Annotated in this window: 28 protein-coding genes; 16 read left to right on the top strand and 12 right to left on the bottom strand. The window is 64.4% G+C overall.

Translation table 11 applies throughout. The features are described 5' to 3' along the window. Window positions 1–12: 12 nt before the first annotated feature. Complete coding sequence (locus U1763_RS09200; protein ID WP_332754949.1) at window positions 13–1,491, bottom strand: PAS domain-containing protein; 1,479 nt, start codon at window positions 1,489–1,491, stop codon at window positions 13–15. Window positions 1,492–1,661: 170 nt separating this feature from the next. Here U1763_RS09200 and U1763_RS09195 point away from each other — a divergent pair, with 170 nt between their 5' ends. The 4 genes from U1763_RS09195 to U1763_RS09180 all read left to right on the top strand — a co-directional run bounded on the left by U1763_RS09195 (window position 1,662) and on the right by U1763_RS09180 (window position 3,749). Then, window positions 1,662–1,931 (top strand): GlsB/YeaQ/YmgE family stress response membrane protein, encoded by a 270-nt coding sequence (locus U1763_RS09195; protein WP_093400148.1) that lies wholly within the window; start codon window positions 1,662–1,664, stop codon window positions 1,929–1,931. A 116-nt stretch (window positions 1,932–2,047) separates the two neighbouring features. Then, the gene (locus tag U1763_RS09190; RefSeq protein ID WP_332754948.1) at window positions 2,048–2,284 is read left to right on the top strand and encodes a hypothetical protein; all 237 of its coding nucleotides are present in this window, start codon (window positions 2,048–2,050) and stop codon (window positions 2,282–2,284) included. A gap of 329 nt (window positions 2,285–2,613) precedes the next feature. Further along, window positions 2,614–3,117 carry a TIGR02594 family protein gene (locus U1763_RS09185; RefSeq protein ID WP_332754947.1) on the top strand — a complete coding sequence of 168 codons (504 nt, stop codon included), beginning with the start codon at window positions 2,614–2,616 and terminating at the stop codon, window positions 3,115–3,117. 113 nt (window positions 3,118–3,230) lie between these two features. Continuing rightward, window positions 3,231–3,749, top strand: coding sequence for a general stress protein (locus U1763_RS09180; protein WP_132895653.1), 519 nt, complete (start codon window positions 3,231–3,233; stop codon window positions 3,747–3,749). Window positions 3,750–3,862: 113 nt separating this feature from the next. Here U1763_RS09180 and U1763_RS09175 read toward each other — a convergent pair whose 3' ends face one another. Continuing rightward, complete coding sequence (locus U1763_RS09175) at window positions 3,863–4,201, bottom strand: HNH endonuclease (protein ID WP_132895847.1); 339 nt, start codon at window positions 4,199–4,201, stop codon at window positions 3,863–3,865. A gap of 133 nt (window positions 4,202–4,334) precedes the next feature. On the opposite strand from U1763_RS09175, the gene asd reads away from it, so the two are divergent. Further along, entirely contained in the window at window positions 4,335–5,192 is an 858-nt protein-coding gene (asd, locus tag U1763_RS09170; RefSeq protein WP_132895652.1) for an archaetidylserine decarboxylase, read from the top strand. Between the two features lie 19 nt (window positions 5,193–5,211). Here asd and U1763_RS09165 read toward each other — a convergent pair whose 3' ends face one another. Beyond that, window positions 5,212–5,874, bottom strand: a complete 663-nt coding sequence (locus tag U1763_RS09165) for a Fe2+-dependent dioxygenase (protein WP_132736702.1) — start codon at window positions 5,872–5,874, stop codon at window positions 5,212–5,214. A gap of 91 nt (window positions 5,875–5,965) precedes the next feature. Between U1763_RS09165 and U1763_RS09160 the strand changes: the two genes are divergently transcribed. The 8 genes from U1763_RS09160 to U1763_RS09125 all read left to right on the top strand — a co-directional run bounded on the left by U1763_RS09160 (window position 5,966) and on the right by U1763_RS09125 (window position 12,011). Next, window positions 5,966–6,274, top strand: coding sequence for a hypothetical protein (locus U1763_RS09160; protein WP_332754946.1), 309 nt, complete (start codon window positions 5,966–5,968; stop codon window positions 6,272–6,274). A gap of 19 nt (window positions 6,275–6,293) precedes the next feature. Further along, complete coding sequence (locus U1763_RS09155) at window positions 6,294–7,325, top strand: c-type cytochrome (RefSeq protein WP_332754945.1); 1,032 nt, start codon at window positions 6,294–6,296, stop codon at window positions 7,323–7,325. Continuing rightward, a complete protein-coding gene (locus U1763_RS09150; RefSeq protein ID WP_332754944.1) occupies window positions 7,322–7,582 on the top strand; it encodes a c-type cytochrome in 261 nt (86 codons plus the stop codon). The genes U1763_RS09155 and U1763_RS09150 overlap by 4 nt, the downstream gene beginning before the upstream one ends. Then, the gene (locus U1763_RS09145; protein WP_332754943.1) at window positions 7,579–7,890 is read left to right on the top strand and encodes a (2Fe-2S)-binding protein; all 312 of its coding nucleotides are present in this window, start codon (window positions 7,579–7,581) and stop codon (window positions 7,888–7,890) included. Before U1763_RS09150 ends, U1763_RS09145 begins: the two co-directional genes overlap by 4 nt. Then, entirely contained in the window at window positions 7,803–8,069 is a 267-nt protein-coding gene (locus tag U1763_RS09140) for a (2Fe-2S)-binding protein (protein WP_332754986.1), read from the top strand. The genes U1763_RS09145 and U1763_RS09140 overlap by 88 nt, the downstream gene beginning before the upstream one ends. Window positions 8,070–8,092: 23 nt before the next feature. Continuing rightward, window positions 8,093–10,288 (top strand): molybdopterin cofactor-binding domain-containing protein, encoded by a 2,196-nt coding sequence (locus U1763_RS09135; RefSeq protein WP_332754942.1) that lies wholly within the window; start codon window positions 8,093–8,095, stop codon window positions 10,286–10,288. 161 nt (window positions 10,289–10,449) lie between these two features. Beyond that, the gene (locus U1763_RS09130; RefSeq protein WP_332754941.1) at window positions 10,450–10,659 is read left to right on the top strand and encodes a cytidylate kinase family protein; all 210 of its coding nucleotides are present in this window, start codon (window positions 10,450–10,452) and stop codon (window positions 10,657–10,659) included. A 329-nt stretch (window positions 10,660–10,988) separates the two neighbouring features. After that, a complete protein-coding gene (locus tag U1763_RS09125; RefSeq protein WP_332754940.1) occupies window positions 10,989–12,011 on the top strand; it encodes an acetamidase/formamidase family protein in 1,023 nt (340 codons plus the stop codon). A gap of 65 nt (window positions 12,012–12,076) precedes the next feature. Here U1763_RS09125 and U1763_RS09120 read toward each other — a convergent pair whose 3' ends face one another. From U1763_RS09120 to U1763_RS09105, 4 genes are all read right to left on the bottom strand, one after another. After that, on the bottom strand, window positions 12,077–12,379 hold the full coding sequence (locus tag U1763_RS09120) for a hypothetical protein (protein WP_332754939.1): 303 nt from the start codon (window positions 12,377–12,379) through the stop codon (window positions 12,077–12,079). A gap of 69 nt (window positions 12,380–12,448) precedes the next feature. Beyond that, complete coding sequence (locus U1763_RS09115) at window positions 12,449–12,952, bottom strand: ferritin-like domain-containing protein (RefSeq protein ID WP_332754938.1); 504 nt, start codon at window positions 12,950–12,952, stop codon at window positions 12,449–12,451. Between the two features lie 84 nt (window positions 12,953–13,036). After that, on the bottom strand, window positions 13,037–13,501 hold the full coding sequence (locus U1763_RS09110; protein WP_332754937.1) for a hypothetical protein: 465 nt from the start codon (window positions 13,499–13,501) through the stop codon (window positions 13,037–13,039). Between the two features lie 80 nt (window positions 13,502–13,581). Further along, window positions 13,582–14,754, bottom strand: a complete 1,173-nt coding sequence (locus U1763_RS09105; RefSeq protein WP_332754936.1) for a zinc-dependent alcohol dehydrogenase — start codon at window positions 14,752–14,754, stop codon at window positions 13,582–13,584. A gap of 332 nt (window positions 14,755–15,086) precedes the next feature. On the opposite strand from U1763_RS09105, the gene U1763_RS09100 reads away from it, so the two are divergent. The 3 genes from U1763_RS09100 to U1763_RS09090 all read left to right on the top strand — a co-directional run bounded on the left by U1763_RS09100 (window position 15,087) and on the right by U1763_RS09090 (window position 18,543). After that, window positions 15,087–15,317 (top strand): hypothetical protein, encoded by a 231-nt coding sequence (locus tag U1763_RS09100; protein ID WP_132736682.1) that lies wholly within the window; start codon window positions 15,087–15,089, stop codon window positions 15,315–15,317. 521 nt (window positions 15,318–15,838) lie between these two features. Next, window positions 15,839–17,137, top strand: coding sequence for a hypothetical protein (locus U1763_RS09095; RefSeq protein ID WP_332754935.1), 1,299 nt, complete (start codon window positions 15,839–15,841; stop codon window positions 17,135–17,137). Between the two features lie 548 nt (window positions 17,138–17,685). After that, window positions 17,686–18,543 carry a serine hydrolase gene (locus U1763_RS09090; protein WP_132895643.1) on the top strand — a complete coding sequence of 286 codons (858 nt, stop codon included), beginning with the start codon at window positions 17,686–17,688 and terminating at the stop codon, window positions 18,541–18,543. A 110-nt stretch (window positions 18,544–18,653) separates the two neighbouring features. Here U1763_RS09090 and U1763_RS09085 read toward each other — a convergent pair whose 3' ends face one another. From U1763_RS09085 to U1763_RS09065, 5 genes are all read right to left on the bottom strand, one after another. Further along, window positions 18,654–19,649 (bottom strand): lysylphosphatidylglycerol synthase transmembrane domain-containing protein, encoded by a 996-nt coding sequence (locus tag U1763_RS09085; RefSeq protein WP_332754934.1) that lies wholly within the window; start codon window positions 19,647–19,649, stop codon window positions 18,654–18,656. Continuing rightward, on the bottom strand, window positions 19,650–22,154 hold the full coding sequence (gene mgtA / locus U1763_RS09080) for a magnesium-translocating P-type ATPase (RefSeq protein WP_332754985.1): 2,505 nt from the start codon (window positions 22,152–22,154) through the stop codon (window positions 19,650–19,652). It abuts the gene before it with no gap. After that, the gene (locus U1763_RS09075) at window positions 22,151–22,729 is read right to left on the bottom strand and encodes a quinol:electron acceptor oxidoreductase subunit ActD (RefSeq protein ID WP_132736666.1); all 579 of its coding nucleotides are present in this window, start codon (window positions 22,727–22,729) and stop codon (window positions 22,151–22,153) included. Before U1763_RS09075 ends, mgtA begins: the two co-directional genes overlap by 4 nt. A 254-nt stretch (window positions 22,730–22,983) precedes the next feature. Then, the gene (locus U1763_RS09070) at window positions 22,984–23,172 is read right to left on the bottom strand and encodes a hypothetical protein (RefSeq protein ID WP_132736663.1); all 189 of its coding nucleotides are present in this window, start codon (window positions 23,170–23,172) and stop codon (window positions 22,984–22,986) included. Window positions 23,173–23,208: 36 nt separating this feature from the next. Next, complete coding sequence (locus U1763_RS09065; RefSeq protein WP_332754933.1) at window positions 23,209–23,553, bottom strand: hypothetical protein; 345 nt, start codon at window positions 23,551–23,553, stop codon at window positions 23,209–23,211. Between the last annotated feature and the right edge of the window lie 212 nt (window positions 23,554–23,765).

The raw sequence follows: 23,765 nt of genomic DNA, 5'->3' as shown, positions 1-23,765 counted from the left end.
ACGTCGTTCAGCTTATGAGGGGCCGACGCCGCGTTCGTGCGCCCAGACGATCGCGGCGCTGCGGCGGTTGACGCCGATTTTCGCATACAGCCGCGCGACGTGGTTGCGGACCGTGTTGCGCGACAGGCCCAGCCGTTCCGAGATCGCGGCGTCGTCGAGGTCCTGGCAGATCAGCTCCAGCACCTCGCGCTCGCGCTTGCTGAGATCGGCCGTGGGGGCCGCGGACCCGGTCGCGCCGCGCGGGTTCCGCAAGGTCGCCAGCTTATCCATGATCGACCGGCTGAGCCAGTTGGCGTCCTTCATCACCGTGTCGATCGCCTCGACCAGTTCCAACTCGTCGCGTCGTCGGGCCGAGATGTCCTGATATAGCCACAGCACGCACGGCGTTCCGTCGACGCTGATCCGTTCGGCGGACACAAGGCAGTCGAGCGCCTCGCCAGCCTTGTGCAGCAGTTGCACGTCGCGACTACGGAAGCCGCCATGCTCGCCGATCTCGGTTTCGAGTTGCTGGCGCTGCGCGGCATCGTTCCAGAGTTGCAGGTCGTCGGCGATGCGGCCGATCACCGCGTGGTCGGTGTAGCCGGTCAACGCCTTGAACGCCGCGTTGACCTGGACGATGCGGTTGTCGTCGCCTTCGGTCACGACCATCGCGACCGGCGCCATCTCGAACACCGAGGCGAAGTGGCGCTCGCTTGCCTTCAGCGCATGTTCCGCGCGCCGTCGCGGTTCGAGATCGGCGAAGGTGAACAACAGGCAGTCCTGGTTGGCGACCTCGATCGGTTGCCCCGCAAGGATGACCAGCGTCGTCTCGCCGCCGGCGAGCGGCAGTTCCGCTTCGAGCTGCGGGATCGTCTTGCCCGCCGCGACGCATTCCTTGACGAACGCCTTGCGCTCGACGTCGGCCAAAAAGTCGAAATCGAACAGCGTCTTGCCGACGATCTGGTCGCGCGCATAGCCCGACAGGTCGAGGAAACCCTGGTTGACCAGTACATAGCGCTGGTCGGCGACGCGGATGATCAGTGCGGGGGCGGGGTTGGCGTGGAACATCGCCTCGAACCGGTCCTCCGCGTCGAACCGTTCGGAGACGTCGTTGATGACGAGGCCCAGGCAATCGGGCTCGCCGCCATCCTCGTCCATGACGATGTCGCGGACCTGATGGACCCAGCGCGGCTCGTCGGCGTCGACCGGTGCGACCTCGACGGTAAGGTCGGGAAAGCTCTCGCCTGCGAGCAGCCGCATCAGCGGATAGTCCCGCCGTGGCAGCTTGCGGTGATCCCGGTAGCGCAAACGGAACCGCGTGGCATAGTCGTCCGCGGTCTGTCCGAGATCCTCGACCGCCTTGACCCCATGCATCTTCAGCGCGGCCGGGTTGGCGCTCAGGATGATCCCGGTTGGATCCATCAGGATCACACCCTCGAGCAGCCCGGTCATGAGCTGTTCGAGATGGTGCAGGGTGGGGGCGTGCAGCGGTTTCGCGGGCATCTTGGTCATCCCGGTTCAGCGCCGTGGAGGGCTCCTGGTTCCAGTCGCACCGGCATTAATATACCAATGGTCCCAGTACTTGAGCACTAATTTCGAATTTGCCGAAAACCGCGCGAACTGAACGGATCGGGCGCCGCGACCGTTGAGCATTTGTACCAATATCGAACAGGAGCCTCATCATGAACCTCATTATCCTTCTCGTCGTCGGCGGACTCATCGGCTGGGTCGCCAGCATGATCATGCGGACCGACGCGCAGCAGGGCGTCTTCCTCAACGTCGTCGTCGGCATCGTCGGCGCGTTGCTTGCCGGCTTCCTGATCACGCCGCTCATCGGTGGCGCTTCGATCATGGACGGCGCGCTCAACATCCAGTCGATCCTGATCTCGCTGGTCGGCGCGGTGATCCTGCTCGCGATCGTCAACATGTTTCGTCGCGGTACGGTTCGCTGAGCGAACGGGAGGGCGTCGCGCTGGCGTCGCCCTCCCACATCCAGATCGGTACGTAAGAACATTGCATGAACATCGATCTGATGCGATTGGTGGGCCAATGATTCGAAGGACTCTAAATGACCGATCACGATGACGACCAGCAGGAGCCGAAGCCGGCGTTCGGCCAGTGGCTTGTGACGCAGAAGGACCGAAGCGATCTTGTCGGTCAACTCTCTGTGGCCGCACTCGCCGACCGCCGCTTCCCCCGAAATGGGGATCCCGAAGCGGTGCGGAAGCATCTCAGCGCCATGCAGGCCGAGGGCGACATGTTCGCCGCGGTCGACGATGCTGAGTCCGACTGGTTGTCCGTTTGATGCAGGACGCGTGGGAACAGGCCTTCGCCTTGATGGCCGATCACGGACAGATGGGCGCGTGCGAGATCGTAGCGTCGGGTATGCAGAAGACGCCTCCCGGGCGGCCGGAGCAATACCGGCAATGGGAAGTGCTGGCGGACTGCCTGAACGCTGTGGCTGATGCCAGTCGGACGCGGCACTGATGCGCCGGATGGCGTGATGATCGGCGCGTCCGTGATCAGTGCGGTTGTGACGACGATGCGGCCGCTGATGGAACGGATGGTCTAGCGCCGCGCGTTCAAGCGCGACCGCGCGCGGTTCGGCTTGCGTCGGTGTAAGGAGCAAGCGTTTTGGCAACAGAGCCGAGGTGGCTGGAGGCGGCTAGGGCGAAGTTGGGCACAGAAGAGGCTGCCGGTTCAGCGAACAGCGCAACTATTCTAGGCTGGGCGAAGCGGCTCGGCACGAAAGTGCTGGGCATGGTCTACAACGCCGATAGCGTTCCGTGGTGCGGCGTATTCGTCGCCTACTGCCTTCAGGAAGACGGTATCGAGCCGGTTGCAATCGCGGTTCGCGCGACGTCGTGGTCGACATGGGGGCAGGCGCTTCGTCCGGAACGGCTGGCACCGGGCGCGGTGCTGGTGTTCGCGCGTCCGGGCGGTGGTCACGTCGGCTTCTATGTCGGCGAGGACGCCGACGCGTATCATATCCTTGGCGGTAATCAGGGCGATGCAGTCACTGTCGCGAGGGTCGCAAAGGATCGGTGTATCGCGCGGCGGTGGCCGCCCGGCCGCCCGGTCATCGGCAAGCCCGTACAGATGGCTGCGCGCAAGCCGATCTCGACTGACGAAGCCTGATCGCGAGTGTCTATTCTCGGTTACCGCGGCGGTAACCTTCAATATCTGGAACGATCGTCTGTCGACACCGCTTCTATGAGCATCTGCACTCTGAGCCATCGATAGGAATCATCATGAGCACGACCCTCATATCCGCCGTTTTCGATACTCATGCCGACGCAGAGCGCGCGGTATTGGAGCTTCGCAATGCCGGCGTCGACGATCGCGCCATTTCCATCGTCGCTCAGCACGATGGTAAGACCGCGACTACCGACGGCAACGGCGACACGCAGGAGTTCGCTGGTAAGGTTGCGGCCGGCGCTGGCATCGGGACGCTGCTCGGCATTGCGGCGCTTGCCATCCCGGGTGTCGGCCCCCTGGTTGCCGCTGGCGCGATCGCGTCGGCGGCGATTCCTGGTGCTGCGATAACCGGAGCAGCGCTCGGTGGTGCCATCGGGGGGCTTGAGAAAGTGATGACCGATCACGGTGTCAGCCGCGTTGATGCCAGCTATTACGAGGGGCGGATTAACGAGGGTGGCGTGTTCGTGTCCGTCGATACTAGCACTGCCGCGGTGACCCCCGAGGATGCAGCCGAGATCCTGCATCGCTCCGGCGGTCATACCTCCACGCGTACCAAGGTGGCCGCGGCGTAATCGCCAGCGGTCTGGGGCGCGCAGGCGCCCCCCAAGCACTAAAGTGACGCCCGATCAAAAGGCCTAAGTTCGAAAGCCTGCTGACGGACGCGAACGTCTGGCATGGGGCGCCGTTACGCATTGCGTCGCCGTGTAGGTGCGCGGAAGTCAGGCGCTTTGCCCGCGATCCATCGAAGATATTGCCGTATATCATGGCGCTCACGCAACTTATCCATCGTCGCATAGGTCGAAGCCAGCTCGCGATTCGTCACAAAGGCATGGATGGTACGGTGGCAGATTGGATGTACCGGTACGGTCTGTGTGCCGCCCTCGCTCTTGGGAACAACGTGATGCCGCTCCACGCGTTGTCCGAGCAGCCGCCCGCATAATGCGCAGCCCCCATCTTCTTGCTCTGCTGCGGATCTCGCGGCAGCCTCCGCGAGCCCGGCTATCCTTTTTACGCGACCACCCATGCTCGCCATATGAGGATTTCCCGTTCATATTCGAGGGCGCGCTGGCTTGGGGCTTTCGAGAATATGCTTGATGAGACGCTCACTTAGCGGACATCGACCGTTACCTCCGCCGGCCGATACTCGAGGGTTCAAGATGTCCGATCGCTTTACCGTCCTGCTGCAATATGCCCTGCCAAAGCAGCGCCTGACCCTTCTGGCCGGTAGGATCGCCCGAGCGCGGGGCGGTGCTATGACGACCCGGCTGATCCGCTGGTTCGTCGCCAGATACGGGGTCGATATGAGCGAAGCGGAAAATCCCGACATTGCCAGCTACGCAAGCTTCAACGACTTCTTCTCGCGGCCTTTGAGGAAGGGCATTCGGCCGCTGGCCCATGCTGACTTCGTCTGCCCGGTAGACGGCGCGATCAGCCAAGTCGGTGCGATCGACGATCATCACATCGTGCAGGCCAAGGGACATCGGTTCACCACGACCGAACTGATCGGCGGCGATGCCGCCCTGGCAGCGGCGTTCCGTCACGGCAGTTTCGCGAACCTTTATCTGTCGCCGCGTGACTATCACCGTCTCCACATGCCGTGCGCCGGCCGATTGACCCGTATGCGCTACATTCCAGGCAGTCTGTTTTCGGTGAACCCCGTCACGGCGCAAGGTGTGCCCAACCTGTTCGCGCGAAATGAGCGCCTAGTGTGCGTATTCGAGAGTCCGGAGCATGGCACATTCGTCATGGTGCTGGTCGGCGCCACCATCGTCGGCAGCATGGCGACCGTATGGCACGGCATCGTCAATGCCAGGCGTACCGGCACGCCGACGGAATGGCGCTATGCCGATCAGGAGATTGCCCTCGAACAGGGCGAGGAAATGGGGCGCTTCCTGCTCGGCTCAACCATCGTGATGCTATTTCAGCAGGGAACGATCGCCTTTGATGAAAGCTGGGTGCCGGCGCGGCCCGTGCGGCTCGGCGAGCGCATGGGGGATCGCCCGGTTCGAGCCTAGAGGCCGGGGAAAGTCAGTCTCAATCTTCGGCCCAACGCCTGAGCAGGTTGGACTGCGTTTTCGCCAACAGATCCAGCTCGGGCGTTTTGCCGAGGCGATCAAACAACGCGTGCCGCGCCGTTTCCAGATCGAACAACAGTTCGCGCGCATCCGCATCGCGGATCAGGCTGCGTACCCACGTGACGGCGGCCAGTCTTTCGCCGGATATCACCGGGGCGACGCGGTGAAGCGCGTTCGTTGGATAGACGACCGCATCGCCCGCCGCCAGTTTCACATCCTGTTCGCCCGCCGCAGACTCGATCACCAGTTCGCCGCCTTCGTACGTATCGGGGTCGGACAGGAAGATCGTGACTGAAACGTCGGTCCGCATGCCACCCATGATCGCGTCATCGACATGGCTGCCATACGCCATGCCGGGTTCGTAGCGGCTGAATAAGGGAGGGCGAACCACGTGCGGTCGTGTCGCCATCCGGAACAACGGGTTCGCGAGCAACCGATCAACCACCAAGTCCTGCATGTCGGCCAGCAACGGGTCGGCACGGTCGACCTGCTCGTTGCGCTTGACCGGGCGGGCTTCGCGACCGGCAGTCCGGCGCCCATCGACATAGCGCGTCTTGCCGAGATTATCTCGCAACGACCGGAGATTGTCGGCGTCCAGAACGTTGGCAATCATGATCAACATTAGGGTTCTCGTGGCATCGGCATGACGTCGGGCGGGTCCCCTATCAGTCCAAGCCCATGCGGCCAACGCGTTGCCGAGTAAGGAATTAGGTATGCGTACGAAATTGTGGATGGGCGTCGGTGCCTTTGTGGTCGCGCAATCGGGCCAGGCGATCCTGACCGAAGCAGCAGCCAAGCCTATGGCGCCGTCGGTCGATCAGGTCGGTGAAGGCGGCGAGAACGAGCGCGGCGAGGGAGAGGGCGAAGGCGAGGGTCGCCACGTCGCGCGCTTGACCAAATCGCGCCATGTCGTCCGCAATCCCCGTCGCGCGCGTGCCGCACAACACCATGCCGGTCAGCGCGGCGAAGGCAAATATGAGGGCGGCGAAAACGAGAGCGGCGAAGGCGAGGGCGAACGCTGATCGCCGGACATACACTAGGATGACCCGGTCCGGGATCACGTGCAGGGTCATCTGGGCCGTTGCGGCGTTGTGCGTCTGCGTCGTGGTCTTCGCGATCATTGCGTACCGGCCAGCGATCGCGACCGTGACGCGGCCCAATCCTCGTCTGTTTGATCCGGCGCTCGTTGCGCAGGGCGCCAATGTCGCGCGACTGGGCAACTGCGCCAGTTGCCACCAGTCTGCGGGCGGGCGTCCCTATGCAGGCGGGTATCCGGTCAAGACGCCGTTCGGAACGATCTACGGCAGCAACATCACACCCGATCCCGCGACCGGGATCGGCGCCTGGTCACCGGCAGCGTTCCGACGCGCGATGCGTGAGGGCGTCGGGCGTGACGGCAGCCATCTGTACCCGGCCTTTCCCTACACCCATTATGCAAACGTGACGGACGGCGACCTGAGCGCGCTGTACGCGTTCCTGATGACCCGACCGGCCGTGCGGTCGGTTCCACCCGCCAACACGATGATTCCGCCGCTGGGATTTCGGCCATTGCTTGCCGGGTGGAAGCTGCTGTTCTTCCAAGGAGAGCCGATCACAACCGATCCCCACCAGTCGGTTGCCTGGAACCGGGGACGCTACATCGGTGAGACGCTCGCGCATTGCACCGCCTGCCACAGTCCGCGTGGCCTGTTGCAGCAGGAGAAGCACGGCGCGCAGGCGTATGACGGCGGGTGGTCGGGTGGCTGGTATGCACCCCCGATCACCGCGCACTCGCCTGCGGTACGGGCATGGACGGTCGAGCGGCTCGAGGTCTATTTCCGTACCGGGCTGAGCACGGCGCATGCTGCTGCGGCGGGGCCGATGGGATCGGTAACCTATATCTGGCCCGGGCAGCGCCCGCCGACGTCCGCGCGCTCGCCACCTATTATGCGTGGCAGATGCGCGATGCGCCTGCCGCACGGTTCGAGCGGCCGCTGCCCGATCGTCGCGCCTTCGCGTCGCAGCGTCATCCGGACGGCGCGCGGCTCTACGAAGGGGCCTGCGCGGTATGCCACGAGCCGGGCGCGGCGATGATGGTTGCGGGGCGTCCAGCCTTGCCGCTCGGCACACCGCTGCACGAGGACAACCCACGCGACACGATCCAGATCATCCTGAAGGGGCTCCATCCGCCGGTCTCGCCGCGGGGGCCATACATGCCGGCATTCGCCGACGCTCTCGACGACCGGCAAGTGTCCGTGATCGTTGCGTATCTGCAAATGCGCCATGGCACCGGACCGGCGTGGAAAGATTTGGAAAAAGACGTCGCCAAGGCGCGCAAGGAGGGCGAATGATCGACCTGACTGTCAACGGCGCGACGACGCGCATCGATGTCGATCCCGCGACCCCGCTGCTCTACGTGCTGCGCGACGATCTGGGGCTGCATGCCGCGAAGTTCGGGTGCGGGCTGGGGCAATGTGGGGCGTGCACCGTGCTGGTCGATGACAAGCCGGTATTCTCGTGCCTGCTTCCCGTCGGCGCGATCGGAAGCGGGAGGTTACGACGGTCGAGGGACTGGGCACGGCCGCAAAACCAGGTGACGTTCAGTGCGCCTTTCTTCACGAACAGGCGGCGCAATGCGGCTATTGCATCCCCGGCATGATGGCGCGTGCAGAAGCGCTGCTGCGCACGACGGTGACGCCGACCGAGGATGAGCTGCGGACGGCGATGGCACCCTCGCTGTGTCGGTGTGGGACGCACATGCGGATCCTGCGCGCGGTCCGACGAGCAGCGGTGATGCGCGGCGGCGGCGTGGTCGATGCCGCGGAACCCGTGACGTGAGTGGGGAGGCGTCACGTCGCGACGTGCTGGGTGGCTTGCTGGTGGCATTCTCGCTCGCGCCGGCTGCCGCGCTGGCGCAGACCGGCGGTGGCGAGGGTAGCGGCGGACCGCCGACAATCGCGCCCGACCTGCCGGGGACATTGGCGAAGTTCCCCGATCTCGACGCCTGGATCCGGATCGCACCGGACGGTCGCGTGACGGTGTTCACGGGCAAGGTCGAACTCGGCACCGGCGTGAAGACCGCGATGGCGCAGCTTGCCGCCGACGAGCTGGACGTGGCGATCGAACGGGTCGATCTGATCACCGCGGATACCGGCCTGACCCCTAACGAGGGCGTGACTGCGGGCAGCCAGACGCTCGAACAGAGTGGTACCGCGATCGCCAACGCGGCCGCCAACGTCCGGCTGCTGCTGGCGGAAGCGGCCGCGACGCAGTGGAGCGTGCCCGTGACATCGCTTTTCACGCGCGACGGTGCCGTGCTCGACGGACAGGGCAAGCGCGCAACCTATGCGGAGTTGGCTGCATCGACCTCGCTGGCGGTCCGCGCACGCGCAGACGTACCGCGCAAGCGCCGGGCGGCGCGGCGGTTGATCGGACGGGCGATACCGCGCGTCGACCTGCCTGCGAAGCTGACCGGTTTGCCGAGCTATGTGCACGACATGCGGCTGCCCGGCATGATGCATGCGCGTGTCCTGCGGGGACCATCATCGGGCACGCAACTGACGCCCGACATCGCCGCGCTGCGCCGGCAGCCGGGTGTCGCCAGGGTCGTGCAGGCCGGGCGTTTCGCCGCGATCGTCGGACCGCGCGAATGGCCCCTAGAACAGGCGCTGCGGATCGCCAGTCGCGCCCGCTGGGTACGCGACCCGGCAGTACCGACGCTGCCGCCTATGCCAGCCGGGTTGCTGACGATGCGGCGGGAAAGCCAGGTGATCGAGACCCGTCGCGACGATCCCGGCGCCCGCGGTGTCCAGCAGCTGTCGGCGCGGTATGACAGGCCCTATCTCATGCATGGCGCGATCGGGCCGTCCTGTGCCGTCGCGCTGTTCGCCGAGGGACGGCTGACGGTCTGGACGCATAGCCAGGGGGTCGAGCCACTGCGCAAGGCGATCGCCGACCTGCTCGCGATGCCCGTCGACCGCATCCGGTGCGTCCACCGCGAGGGTGCGGGGTGCTACGGCCATAATGGCGCGGACGACGTGGCGGGCGACGTCGCGTTGATCGCCCGGGCGATGCCCGGCGTGCCCGTTCGGTTGCAATGGAGCCGGGAGCAGGAACATGGCTGGGAACCGCTTGGGCCGCCGATGCTCGCGCAGGTCGATGCAACGCTCGATGCGTCGGGACGGATCGTCGATTGGCGACATCAGGTGTGGAGCAACACGCACAGCACGCGCCCGGTCGCAGCGGGCGATCTTCTCGCCGGCGCCGAAATCGTACCGCCGTTCAAGCCGACGCCGCCGAAACCCATCCCGCAGCCCAATGGCGGCGGCGACCGCAACGCCATTCCACTCTATCGCTTTCCCAACCAGACCATCGTCAGTCATTTCCTGCCCGACATGCCGGTGCGCGTCTCGGCGCTGCGGGGGCTTGGCGCACACCTGAACATCTTCGCGCTCGAAAGCTTCATCGACGAGCTCGCGGCGGCAGCGGGACGCGATCCGGTTGCGTTCCGGCTGGCTCATCTGGACGATCCGCGGGCGACCGCCGTGATCCGACGGGCAGCAGCGCGGTTCGGCTGGGCGCGATACCGCGCTACACCCAATCGCGGACGGGGCTTTGCCTTTGCGCGCTACAAGAACCACGGTGCCTATTGCGCAGTCGCGCTAGACGTCGAGCATATCCCCGACGAGGGTCGGCTTATCGTCCACCGCGCCGTCGCTGCCGTGGACAGCGGCGAGGCCGTCAACCCGGACGGTATCCGCAATCAGGTCGAGGGCGGGATCGTCCAGTCGCTGAGTTGGACCGCGTTCGAAGCGGCGGGGCATGACGGTACGCGCCGGACCGACTATGACTGGAGCACCTATCCGATACTCCGGTTTGCCGATGTACCACGCAGCGTGACCGTCGAGGTCGTCGATCGGCCGGGCACGCCGTTCCTCGGTACCGGTGAGTGCGCCCAGGGGCCGACCGCGGCCGCACTGGCGAACGCTCTCGCTTCAGCGACCGGGAAACGTCTGAGAAGTATGCCGTTGACAGGCCGGCTGCCAACGCAGGCTTAAGCCCCTTGGGTGCGTTGGACAGCCATGCATGAACGGCTGAAGTGAAAGGCGGAGAAGCGAGGGTGAATGTCGGAAAGCGGCGCCTCGTGTCGCCAGCCGCGGCCGCGCCGATACTATTCCCTCATTGACGACGGCCAGCATCTCAGACCATCGCCTCGTCCATGACCAAGAGCCAGGGGCGCACCGGTGCGCATGCGCGGGCTAATATCCAGCCTGCACCAACAGCCACCGAACTTGATGCAGCCAAGCGAGAGGTCGCTCAGATTGAAGGGCGGCTTGCCGGCCTGGCGTCCGGGCATCCGTCGGTTAAGATATGGAAGGCCCGTCTTCGTGTCGCTCAGGGCGTGATCGCCCGTGCTCCGCGCGACTGAAAGAGTATTTTCCGATCTATCGCGACGGGTCACCTTCGGTGAAAATGGCCCGCGTGGACGCTGCACGCATTAGCCTCTTGTCCTTGCTCGCGGTGCTAGCGAAGATCGCCCACTAGCACTGGGAGCGCCCATCATGCATCGTCGATCTTGCGTTGCAGCCTCACCAGAGGACGCATTGCTACTAGCTAGGGGCATGGGCTTAGGGCCTGCGCGGATTGCTGCGGCTGGAATTGCGTCGAGCATCGCATCGGCGGTGCAGCCCGCGTCAATGACGTTGGCGGGCGAGATGCGCGCCCGCAACTGCGCTTTGGCTTATTGAAAGGATGACGATGCGCCACCTGATCCATACTGCCTTGGTTGCTTTAGTCGCTACGGCGGCGCCCGCGGGCGCTGCGACCTACGAACTGAAGGCGACTCCGCAGACGGTCGCCTGGGGGCATTACGATGCGACCGACAAGCCTGTGCTGACGATCCGGTCGGGCGACACGGTGGTGATCCATACGTTGCTGACCAACAGTCCGGCAGGTCTGGAAAAGGCCGGCGTCACGCCCGCGCAGATCGAACCGGCGCTGCGTGCCGTCTATGACGGCGTCCCGGCCAGCGCACGCGGCCCCGGCGGCCATATCCTGACCGGACCGATCGCGATCGCGGGCGCGGAACCCGGCGACATGCTGGAAGTGCGCATCCGGAAAGTCGATCTGGCGATACCCTATGCCTATAATGCGTTCCGGTACGGGGCGGGGTTCCTGACCGATGATTTTCCCTATGCGCGCATGAAGATCGTCCCGCTCGACACCAAGCGCATGGTCGGCCTGTTCGCGCCCGGCGTCGAAGTGCCACTGGCGCCGTTCTTCGGCAGCATGGGGGTCGCGCCGCCCCCGGCGTTCGGCCGCTACGACAGCGCGCCGCCGACGATCAACGGTGGCAACATGGATGACAAGGCGCTCGTCGCCGGAACGACCTTGTTCCTCCCCGTCTACGCCCCCGGTGCGCTGTTCCAGGTCGGCGACGGCCATGCCGCACAGGGCAATGGCGAGGTCGATATCACTGCACTGGAAACCTCGTTGACCGGTACGTTCGAGTTCGTGCTGCACAAGAAGGCGGCAATCACCTATCCGCGCGCCGAGACGCCCAAGGCCTATATCGCGATGGGCTTCGACGACGATCTCAGCCATGCGACCCGCAAGGCACTGCGCAACATGATCGATTTCCTCGTCGCGGAAAAAGGCATGACGCGCGACGATGCGTACATGCTGATCAGCGTCGCGGGCGATGTCGAGATCACCGAACTCGTCGACCGCAACAAGGGCGTCCACGTCGTTCTGCCCAAAGCACTGTTCACGAAACGCTAGATGCCGTGGCTTTCCGTCGTCGATCTATCCGCCTCCCATGCCGCTTGTCGGTACTCTAACCACGCCTAGTATGCGCCACTCTGCTGCGGCGAAAGGCGTGAGTCTCTAACCTCAGCAATTTCAATGTTTGAAAGACCTGGTGTTTCATCCCTCAAAAACTGCAATAGTTCTATTATTTCTTTCGGATCAAATCTTAAGTCGATATCATCCATTTGGATAAAAACCGATCTTTGCCTATCTGTCGAATAGTCGGCAACGATAGCAATGCACTCTTCCAGCGTACCCTGTCCGACCGCCTTTGATGTCGTGTCATCGGACGGTTCCGCATCATGGATCGTAGCTGGTTCGCTCAATGGGTAGGTCGTCATCCTCGTCGCTTCCATCGTCTATGTGGATCGGTCATCGCCCGCCGGGATCATGCCGGCGGGCGGAGGATCTTATTCGTCTTCGGCGTCGATGTTGACGGTCGTCTCGGCGAGCTTGGTCATATATTCGTCGCCACCATAGATGTCCTTGGTGGCAGCACTGAGTTTCTTGTGGTCGTCCTTGAGGCCCAGTGCCTTGGCGTAAGCCGTAGCCGTGCCGAACCCGGCTATCCCGTAATGCGTCATCCGCTGATACTGCGCGATGATCATCGCATCGAGCAGCGGACCCTTCTCCGGACCTTCCTCAAGCACATGCTTGGTGGCTTCAGCGACAAGGCCTTCCATGCCCTTACAATGCTCCTTCGAGACCTTCTTGTCGTTCGACGCGATCAGGTCCTTCAGCAGATCGGTATGCTTCTCGATATCCGCTTGCGACTTGGTCAGCATGTCCTTCAGCGAAGCGTCGCTCGCCTTCGACGTGATCTTCTTCAGGACCTTCTTCATCTGGTCGTTGGCGGACCACAGGTCCTTCAGTTCGTCGGTGTAGATTTCCTGAAGATCTTCGGGTGCAGACATGGAATCGTCCTTGGACTGCCGCCGGGCGGCATGCGCGGCGGCTGGTTTTGAATTGCGGGAAATGCTCATCGAAGCGCGGTGGCCTCAGCCGGCGCCGGGCTGCTTCTGCTCGTCCTCGTACCGGGCATCGGTGCCGATCTTGCCGCTGGCCTCGGCTTCGGCGATGCCCGACGTCTCGACCACCTCGACCATGCGACCTTCGGTAGCGATCGGATGGGGTTCGCGGTCGGCATCCGGGTCGGCAGCGATCGTCGTACCATCACCGCCGCCCGAGCCTGCAACGCCGTTCGGCGCGCTGCCGCCGTCTTCTCCAGCCTGGCCGCCGCCGTGATAGGCGATGTCGGTCTGGCCGCCATGCGCCATGAAACCGGTGTTCGTCTCGGTCTTGCCGGCGTGCGGGTTGGGGTAGGACCCGCCGCCGCTTTCGCCGCCTTCGCTGCGGCCATGGACGTCTGCGCCATCCTTGCCGCGGGGAGCGTCCGAGACGCCGTCCGGTGCGCCCTTGCTTGCCGAATTGCCGGGAACGGGGGTCTGAACCTTGTCACTCATCGGGACGTCCTTCTGAAGGGAGCGGATCGAAACAGACCGACCCGATCCGCTCGACAGGAGCGGACTGGGTCGGGAAGAGGTCACGGCCGCAGCACGACCTTGATGACGCCGTCCTGCTTGTCGCGGAACTTCTGGTACATCTCGGGCGCATCCTCGAGGCTGGCTGGGTGCGTCACGACGAAGCTCGGGTCGATATCGCCTGCCTCGATCCGCGCGAGCAGCGGCTTGGTATAGGCCTGGACGTGCGTCTGGCCGGTCTTGATCGTCAGGCCCTTGTTCATCATCGCGCCGATCGGGATCTTGTCACCCATCCCGACATAGACGCCGGGGATAGAGATCGTGCCACCCATCCGGCAGCTCATGATGGCCTCGCGCAGGACGTGCACGCGGTCGGTCGCGAGGAAGGTCGCCGCCTTCACCTTGTCGATCACCGCGTCCATCGCGCCATGACCCGACGCCTCGGCACCGACTGCATCGATGCAGCTGTCCGGACCGCGACCCTTGGTGCGGAACTGGAGTTCGTCATAGACGCTGTCGACTTCGGCGAAGTTGATCGTCTCCGCACCGCCGGCCTCGGCCATGGCGAGACGCTCGGACACCTCATCGATCGCGATCACGCGGCCCGCGCCCAACATCAGCGCCGAGCGAATCGCAAACTGGCCGACCGGACCACAGCCCCAGATCGCCACGGTATCGCCAGGCTCGATCTGCGCATTCTCGGCGGCCATGTAGCCGGTCGGGAAGATGTCGGAGAGGAACAGCGCCTGCTCGTCGGTGACGCTGTCGGGCACCTTGATCGGGCCGATATCGGCCATCGGCACGCGCAGATACTCGGCCTGGCCGCCGCAATAGCCGCCCAGCATGTGGCTGAACCCGAACAGGCCGGCGGGCGAATGGCCCATCGCCTTGATCGCCATCTCCGAGTTCGGATTGGTCCGCTCGCAGGCCGAGAACAGCCCCTTGCGACAGAAGAAGCAATCACCGCAACTGATCGTGAACGGCACGACGACGCGGTCGCCAATCTTCAGATTGGTAACTTCGGAGCCCAGTGCGACGACGACGCCCATGTTCTCGTGGCCGAGAATATCGCCCGCCTGCATCGTCGGCTGATATCCATCGAGCAGATGAAGGTCGGACCCGCAGATCGCGCAGGCCGTAACCTTGATGATTGCATCGCGGGGATGCTTGATCTCGGGATCCGCAACAGTATCGACCCGAACATCGCCTTTTCCATGCCAAACCAGTGCGCGCATCAGAATGTCTCCGTCATAGAATTATAGTATAGTACTCACGCTTGGCACGGCATCTCGACAGGCATGAGTCGGCAATGGCGCAGATGCCGCCAGACCATCACCAACCTTGTGCAATGTCGCGTGAACCTTCGACTGCCACGCCTCTACGTCGCGACAGTCAGCGTCAGCGTATCCTGGGGAGTATAGCGAACCTGACGCCATCATCGTTCCTAGCGAGCACCAATATCTGCCTTTTTATATTTTGTGCTGATTGGCATCAGTATTGATCGGTTTGAACGAAAGCGCGATCGAATGACTAAAATCCATGGATCGTAATAACTTGCCGCAATAGATTGTTCGCGAATGTCGGTTCCGTTGCGATGGCGCTGCGATCGATTGCTCTTCTTGCCGAGGAAGGCATTGTTGAGTTTGCACAAGCTGGCGTCGATTTGCAGCCTGGACCGTCAGGGCTCTACCGCACGCCGCTCATGTCGTTCTACTGCCACGATATCGCCAGTGCGGCGGCGGCGGGCGCACGATGGAGCGGCCTCGCGACAACGTCGGTTCTGCGGACATCGTTCTGAATGCAGGGGCTACGACCCTGTGGGCAGCGCCCGCGCCGACGCGGAGCGAGTAATCCCCATGGCCGCTTCGGCGTCCTGCAGCACAAGCGCTACATCGACAGCAGCGAACAGGCTTTGCGCGAACTCTGATGATCGCTGCCGGCTGGCGAAGTCATTCTCGCCCGTCATTGCTAGTCACCGGGCAGTTTTGCCAAATATCGGCCGTTAAGCTCTGTTCGGCGTAGCCCTGGAACCAGACGCCCGTTCATCTTAGGCAAGAACGTGTCTTCGTTCGGAAATCATGCCCCCGGTGAGCGGCTCGACCATGCTGCCAGCCGGTGTGGGAGTCGCGGAGTTCATTCACCTTGATATCAGTAAAACTAATAGTATTCGGCAGATGCAGTATTACAGTTAAACGTATCAAAAAGCGAGAATATGTAAAAAGGTACTGGTAAGGTCGGTCTTACATGAGTTTTTGCGATGGTGTAGCAAGGCTAAGTTCCGAGTCTGAACACTGGCATCGGGATGGTGAGGGGGCGGACATGTACGACTATCTGGCAGTCGACATCGACTATCTGGCTAATTGGGAAACCGGCGCGCGCAAGCAGCATGCCCTCTGCATCTCCGGAACGACTCTGTTAGGCTGGGCGAAGACCGCTGCCGAGGACGCGCTTTCGACTGCTGCTGGTATCGCCGGCGCCGGAACGGATAGTGATCCTTATCAACTTGGCGGCGTCGCGAGTTGGATCGGGGCGTGGAAAATCAGCCGGACCGCGCAGGCCCGCCATATCTATTATACGATTGCCGGCCGAAAAATTCAAAAAATCGCGAGGGGCGGCATCAAGCCGGGAGGGTTCGCCGATGGCTTCTACGTGCGCGACACGGGCTTTTCCGGGACCGATCCGACCGAGGGGAATATCTGGAACCGCACGGACGGCGCGAGTTACCGCGAGTTCGGCAAGTTTATCGATCAGGGCAACACCATTTCCGCGATGGAGGGCGTGGTCTGGTCGCAGCGCCTGACGTCCACCCTGCGCACCATCCTGAAGGGCAAGACAGGGGCGCACGGCCCCGCTCGCGTGCAGGCGCCCACGACGATGGGCAAGGGCGCGCGGTGGTCTCCCGTCGATCCTACCAGTCCCAATGGCACCCCCCAAACGCTGAGCAAGACAGCGGCGCGCGGCGTGGAAAAAGCCGACATCAATTCCGCACTGCCGATGTTGTCGGCAGCGATGTTTCTGGCCGAGCCCTCTCGCAACACGCGGGCATGGGTGATCGGGCTGATGATGCTCGACTTAATCGGCACCGAATATATGGCGGCCACAGCCACGCAGAATGCCCGCCACCTGACGCTGCAACGCGCCTTTGCCAATCCAAAGCGGCTGACCGGCGGTTGGCTGGCAGATTCCAATACGGCTCTCGACCAAGCGCCACTGAACTGGGTTACTGCGCAGTCGAAAGGGAATCCCAAGGAGAAGGCCAAGACGATCACCAAGATGGGGGCGGTCGGCAGCCCCGCGGTCGAGGGCCTGTACCCGCCGTCGCCCAAATGGTCCGGCCGGACGAAGCAGGCGATTGACCTCGCCAACGATTATATCCAGCAGAAGGAAATCGGCATCGTCGCGCCTTGGCTGGCGGCGGAATTCAACCGCTATGTCGGCCGGCCGGTGTTCGTGTCGCCACAGACGGGCGGTTCGGGAACTCGTCTGGATGCCATGACCGCGGATTTCGGCGGCGAGAGCGCGATGAAGGGCTTCGGCCGCGAGTTGGAGGCGATCATGAAGCAGATGATCGCCAAGCGCGCGACGTCGTTCGACACGCCAGGCATGTTGTTTCGCTGACCGGGTTGGCGGCCGAAGCCAACGTCTGGAGGCGTGGCGTCCCGCAACAGAAGGTCACCGAATCGAAATGCGTGTTCATCGCGGCAATGCCGGCCCGTCGTGATCGGCGATCGCATCGATAGCGGTGCGGTGGTACCGCAGAATTTGGTGGTGCCGCTTCCGCGCTAGCTGCGTGGTCGTACGCGGAGCTTGGCGACTGCTATCGACTCCTCGAACGGGCGGACGATGCCGAAAAACAGCGTATTACCGTTAGTGCGCCCGATCGTCTGGCGAAAGGAGATGGCAAGCAGCGCTATCGCCGGCAGGTCGGTAGCTGTCGGGAGCGATCCAGCTCATCCATATTGTAGTCAACTGGATGCGTTTGCAGATCGAGGCCGCTTCCAGCCTGCAGCAACGTGACTTGATCGTTGACATGACCGGCCTCGCGCCGTTTACCCGAGATGCTAGCATGCCGCCCGTCCGAACTTTACCGGTATGCATAACGACATGTTCAGGTTCGTCGGTTTAGTGTGACCACGTCGATGCAGGACAATATTCGAGGACGATTGATGCGCGCACTCCGGGTTTCCCGCCTGTTTCTATCCAGTATCGCCGCCAGCATCCTCGTCCCGGCACCGGTCGCCGCAAGCTCGCCCGAACTCGTCGGGCTCGAGCACGCGTTGACCCAGTTGGTCGCGCAACGCTCCGGTGACTATGGCATCGCCGCGCTCGACCTGCGCGATGGCTCGACCGTTTCAATCAACGGGAATACCCCCTTTCCGATGGCGAGCACGGTCAAGATCGCGATCGCCGCCGCCTATCTCGCCGAGGTCGATCAAGGTCGACGCTCTCTCGGTGACATGATCATGGGCCGTCCTGCCGCCAAGGTCATGGAGCTGATGATCATCCGCAGCGACAACCAGGCGACCGATCAGCTGCTTGCCGCTCTCGGCGGCCCCGCCGCGATCCAGCAGTGGCTGTTGTCGCTGCAGATACCGGGCATCCGGATGGACCGGACCATAGCCCAGCTGCTTCGCGAGCGCGGCCACCTTGCCGACAGCAAGGATGTCGCCACGCCGGTCGCCATGGTCACGCTGTTGAACAAGCTCGACAACGGCTCGGTACTGACGGCGCAAAGCCGCAATTTTCTCTTCGAGCTGATGAGCCGATGCGCGACGGGCACGCGGCGTATCCGCGCTCTGCTGCCCGCTGGTACGCGGGTCGAGGACAAGACCGGCACGCTTGACGGTATCACGAACGATGTCGGGTTCATTACCATGCCCGATGGTCGCCGCGTGGCGGTCGCGGTGTTCGCGCGCGGTGGACGTGATCGCCAGCCAGTCATCGCCGAGGTCGCACGCGTAATCTACGACCGCTTTGCAGATAGCGTCCGCAACGCGCTCTCGCTGTTCATGCGAATGCAGTGAGCCTGGGTTAGCGGATTGCGCCGAGCGTAGTGTATGGGCGTTCGGTATGCGCGCCGTTCCGCGGACGGTTCGATCCGTTCCATACGACCAACGCCTGACGCCTCTGCTTCCTAGGCTGTCAGGCCCGCAGCCTTGGTGCGTAGCGCGCGCCGGATCAGCGCGAAACCGGGGACCAGCGGCAGCCACAGCGTAAAGACGCGCAGCAGTAACGTCGCCGCCAGCGCCGCCTCGACCTGCACCCCCATCAACGCCAGCATCCCCGTCGCACCCGCCTCGAACGTGCCGAGTCCGAGCGGGATCGGGCCGAGCGTCGCGATCATCGATGCGGTCATCACCGCGACGAACGCAATCGGCAACCCGACCGGCTGCCCGAGCGCGAGGAAGCACACCATCAGGCTGGCGGCATCGGCGAGGAAGACGAGGCCGTTCACGCCCGCGACGCGGACGATCAGTCGGCGGTCGACCAGCAACCGCTTGGGCGCTTCGCCGACGATACCGACCAGTGCGCGGATGCTCGCGAACCGGGCGAGGGTCGACGAGACGGGGCGCCGCCCGCGCCGGCGGATCCACAGCGCCAGCCCGGGAATCGCGGTCGCGACGGCGAGGAACACGAGCACGAAGCCCACGATCCAGATCGACGCCAGCCCCTTGATCCACAGCGTGACGAGCATCGCAACCGCGCAAACCCCGTACGCCGCGTAGAAGCCGATCATCGCCACCAGCAGCGTGGCGACCGCGTTGCCGCGTTTGACGCCGAGTGCGGTGAGGCGGTTGACCAGGAACATGTTGCCGCCCATGCCAGCGACCGGAATGACCTGGTCGGCGAACAGCTTGCCAACCGCGATCGGATAGAGCCTCCGCAGTGGTTGCGGCGTGTTGGTCTGGCGCAGCACGATCTTCCAACCCGCCGCAACGCTCGCATAGGTGGTCGCCTGCAATCCCAACGCGACCAGCAGCCAGCCGGGACGCGCGTTCTCAAGCATCGTCGCGAACGCGTGAAGATCGCCGATCCGCAGCACCGCGCCGACGACGATCGCGATCACCGCGAGGCCCAGCACCCAGCCGATATGGCGCAACGCCCCGCGCCAAAGTGTGGCTACGCTCATTCAGCGGCGCGCGCGTTTGGTGGGGCGGTGGTCGAACAGGAACGTCTTGAGCAGTTCGGCCAGCACCAGATAGGCGAGCGTGATGCCGCCGATGCTCGCCACTACGACGAGCGGCGGCGCGACGAAGCCGAACCAGTCGCCGACCGGGGTGAACGGCAACACCATCGCAACCAACAGTGCCCCCAGCGACGACAGCGCGAGCGCGGGCCGCGGCAGGTCTGCCCATGGCCGCCCGTTGGTGCGGATCACGAAGATCACCAGGATCTGCGTCGCCATCGATTCGAGGAACCAAGCGGTGCGGAACTCAGGCGCGGCGACGTGAAAGACGAGCGAGAGCCCCGCGAAGGTCAACAGGTCGAACGCTGACGACAGCGGACCCATCACCGCGGCGAAGCGGATCAGCGCGGGCATGCTCCACACCTGTGGCCGCGCCACCGCCTCGGCGCGGACGCCGTCGAACGGAATGCCGATCTCCGACACGTCGTAGAGCAGGTTGTTGAGCAGGATCTGCGTCGGCAGCATCGGCAGGAAGGGCAGGAACAGCGATGCGGCGGCCATCGACAGCATGTTGCCGAAGTTCGAGCTCGCCCCCATCCGGACGTACTTCAGGATATTGGCGAACGTCCGCCGCCCTTCCTCGACACCGTCCGCGACCACGCCGAGATCGCTGTCGAGCATGATCATGTCGGCCGACGCCTGCGCGACGCTGGCCGCGCCGGCGACAGACAGGCCGATATCGGCGAGTTTCAGCGCGGGCGCGTCGTTGATCCCGTCGCCGAGATAGCCGACGATCGCGCCGCTCGCCTGGAGCGCGCGTACCAGCCGTGCCTTCTGGTCGGGGGCGAGGCGGCCATAGGCGTCGACGTTGCGGACCTGCACGGCGAGTGCGTCGTCGCTGAGCTTGGCGATGTCGGTGCCGGACAGCACGCGCGAGGTGGCGAGGCCGACCAGTCCGGCGAGGCGGCCGACCACCACGGGGTCGTCGCCCGACAGGATCTTGAGCCGGATGCCCGCCGCTTGCAGGCGTGCGACGGCAGCGGGGGCGGTTGCCTTGGGCGGGTCGGCGAATGCGCAGAGCCCGGCATAGACGAGGTTGGTTTCGTCGTCCCGGGTCGGCGCATGCGTCGGGCCGGTCCAGGGGCGGGAGGCGATCGCAATGGCGCGCAGGCCTTGTTCGGCGAGCGCGCGGACCTGCGCTAGGATCGCGGCTTGGTCGACCTCGCTCAAATTGCAGCCGGCGAGCACGGCCTCGGGCGCGCCCTTGGTGATCAGGATCGTGCCGCCTGCACCCGTCGCCAGCACAGTCCCGAGCCGCCGGTCGAAATCGAAGACGCTCTGCGCGGCGAGCGTCCAGTCCTTCGCGGCGCCCGGCGATGCGGTCACCAACGCCGTATCGAGCGCGCCACGATCGCCGCCGAACGCTGCGGCCATTGCCCCCAACCGCGCGGCTTCGGGATCGTCGATACCCGTGGCACCGATGCTCCGCGCCAGGCTGATCTGCGCCGAGGTGAGCGTGCCGGTCTTGTCGGTGCACAAAATGGTCATCGCGCCTAGATCGTGGATCGACGCGAGCCGCTTCACGATCACCTTGCGCTTCGCCATCCGCATCGCGCCGCGCGACAGCGTGACGGTGGTGATCATCGGCAGCAGCTCGGGCGTGAGTCCCACCGCAAGCGCGACCGCGAACAGCAGCGATTGGAGCAGCGGCCGCCCTAGGAAGATGCTCGCCGTCAGCACGACCACCACCAGCGCCAGCGTCAGCCGCGTCGTCAGCAGGCCGTACGCATGGAGATCGCGCTCGAATGGGGAGGGGGCGGCGGCGGTCGCCAGCGCGGCGGCCGCCGAGCCGAACAGCGTGGCGCGGCCGGTGCCTACGACCAGAGCGGTCGCCGTCCCCGTCTGCGCGATCGCCCCGCGGAACAGCGCGTTCGACGCTTCCGCGGGGGTCGTCGCGGTGACGAGGCCGGCGCGTTTGTCGACTGGATAAGGCTCGCCGGTCAGCGCGGCTTCGTTGGCGGTGAACGCAGTGCTGTCGAGGATCAGCGCGTCGGCGGGGATGATGTCGCCTGCGCGGACCTCGACGATGTCGCCGGGCACCACCGCCTCGATCGCGACTGCGACGAACGCGCCGTCGCGGCGAACGCGCGCGGAGACTGCGACCGACTGGCGCAGGATCGCTGCGGCGTGGACCGCTTGCCCCTCCTGATAGGTGTCGAGCAGGACCGAGAAGCCGAGGATCACGACAATGATCGACCCGCCAACCGCATCGCCCGTCGCCGCTGACACCAGCCCGGCGGCGAGCAGGATCAGCGACAACGGCTCTAGCAGACGTCGCGCGATCGCCCGTGCGGGGCCGGGGTGCGTTTCCGCGCTGTCGCTGTTCGGACCATAGCGGGCGAGGCGCTCCGTCGCCTCTGCCGCGCTTAGCCCGTCACGCGACGTTCCGAGATCGGCGAGCAGCGCGTCGGCCGACCGGGTCCAGAACGGCGGTGCGTCCTGAGTCAGGCGACCGGCTCGGCGACCGGGAGTTCGCCGGTCAGCTGTGCATGCGGGGAAGCGTTACTATCGTCGTGGTGGACGGTGATCCGACGAGGCCCGAGCGGTTCGAGTACCAGCTTGGCGCGCTCCATCTCCGCTTCGCTGCCATGCGCCATGACGAGGAAACCGTCGGCCGCGATATCGGTCTCGTAGGTGACGATCGAATCCTCGGGAATGCCGAGACTGGCAAGCGCGGCAACCAGCGCGCCGGTGCCGCCGAGCATGACCGCGCCCTCGATCGCGGTGATCACCGTGGCGGCGAGATGCCCGAGCAGCACGACCCCGCCGACGACGGGGACGGTCGCGTAGAGCCCACCCATGAACAGCCCCCACAGGCCACCCCATAGCGCGCCGCGCGAGCCCCAGAAGCGGATCCGGTCGCCGCTGTTGTAGAAGCCCGTCGCGACCTGATCGCTATGAAAGCCCTTGCCGACGATACTCAACCGCCGCAGCCCGAACCCAGACGCGGCGAGCGCCTTCACCGCGGCATCGGCCTGGGCATGGTCGTCGAACACGGCGACGATCGAATGGCTGAACTTCATGGCAAGGTCCTCGGTTGGGGAGCGTTGCCAAACCGTACGATCGGGGTGGAGCGGCACCAGAATCGGGAACTACCTAACGCGGGTCTCGCGATCGGCGCAGGAGTGCAGCTATCAACCGCGGTCGATCGAGGTGGCGATTGCGATCGACAGCGGGGCACCGTCGCTTGCGACCGTCGTCATCGATGGCCTAATATCTGCTCCGAGACGGACGGGTAATGCGTGAATAGGGGCGGTTGCCCGCCCCTACCACCGCTTCAGTCGTGGTGCATGCCGCCCTTGGCAGGATCGCAGCAATCCGCAGCCTGGGCTTTTGCGCCATCCTTGCAGCAGTCTGCGCCGTCCTTGCAGCAGGCCATGTCGGCGCAGCAATTTGCGACCGCGGCAAATGCGCCGGTTGACAGCGTAAGGGCGAGAGCGGTGCTGATGAGCTTGAACTTGGTCATAATAGTCTCCGAAAATATGCGCGTGTGAGATTGGTTTCACACGGTTTGCGGAGGGGGCGTCGCGGGTGCGCTGGTAAGGCCGAACAGGCCGGTATGCGCGACTGCCCATGGTGAGAGCGGCGCGAACGCGATCGGCTCGACATGAGCAACCATCTCGCCGGGGACAGCCGCGCATGGCATGGCGCAGGCCGACAGCGCAGTCTTTTTTGCCGAAGCGTTGATCGGGGTGCTGGCACAATCCATCATCGTCGATGCGACCGGCGTTGCAGCCATCGCCATTGTTTCGCACCATGGTCCTAGCCGCACCAGCATCATCATCGCGAGCATGACGCACGCAGCAACGCGAACACCGTCGAGGAATAACCGAACTCGAAGCGACATGTGTGCTGTTTACCGCAGCCGTCTGTTGCGCACAATGCTTGTAATACAGGGGCTTACAAGTGGTACGAGGCACCTGCCGTACCTCGCGCTACGGGCTATTATATCCGCCTGTGCTATAGATTGGCGTTGGCGGCGACGGCAATGGCCTGGGTACGCCGATCGATGGCCTTAACATCCTGCGCTGCCATCCTGCGCTTCGGTGATCGCGATAT

The organism is Sphingomonas sorbitolis (assembly GCF_036663875.1).
Lineage (GTDB): Bacteria > Pseudomonadota > Alphaproteobacteria > Sphingomonadales > Sphingomonadaceae > Sphingomonas.
Note: the sequence above shows the minus strand (reverse complement) of the source record. Positions and strands in the feature narration are given on the sequence as shown.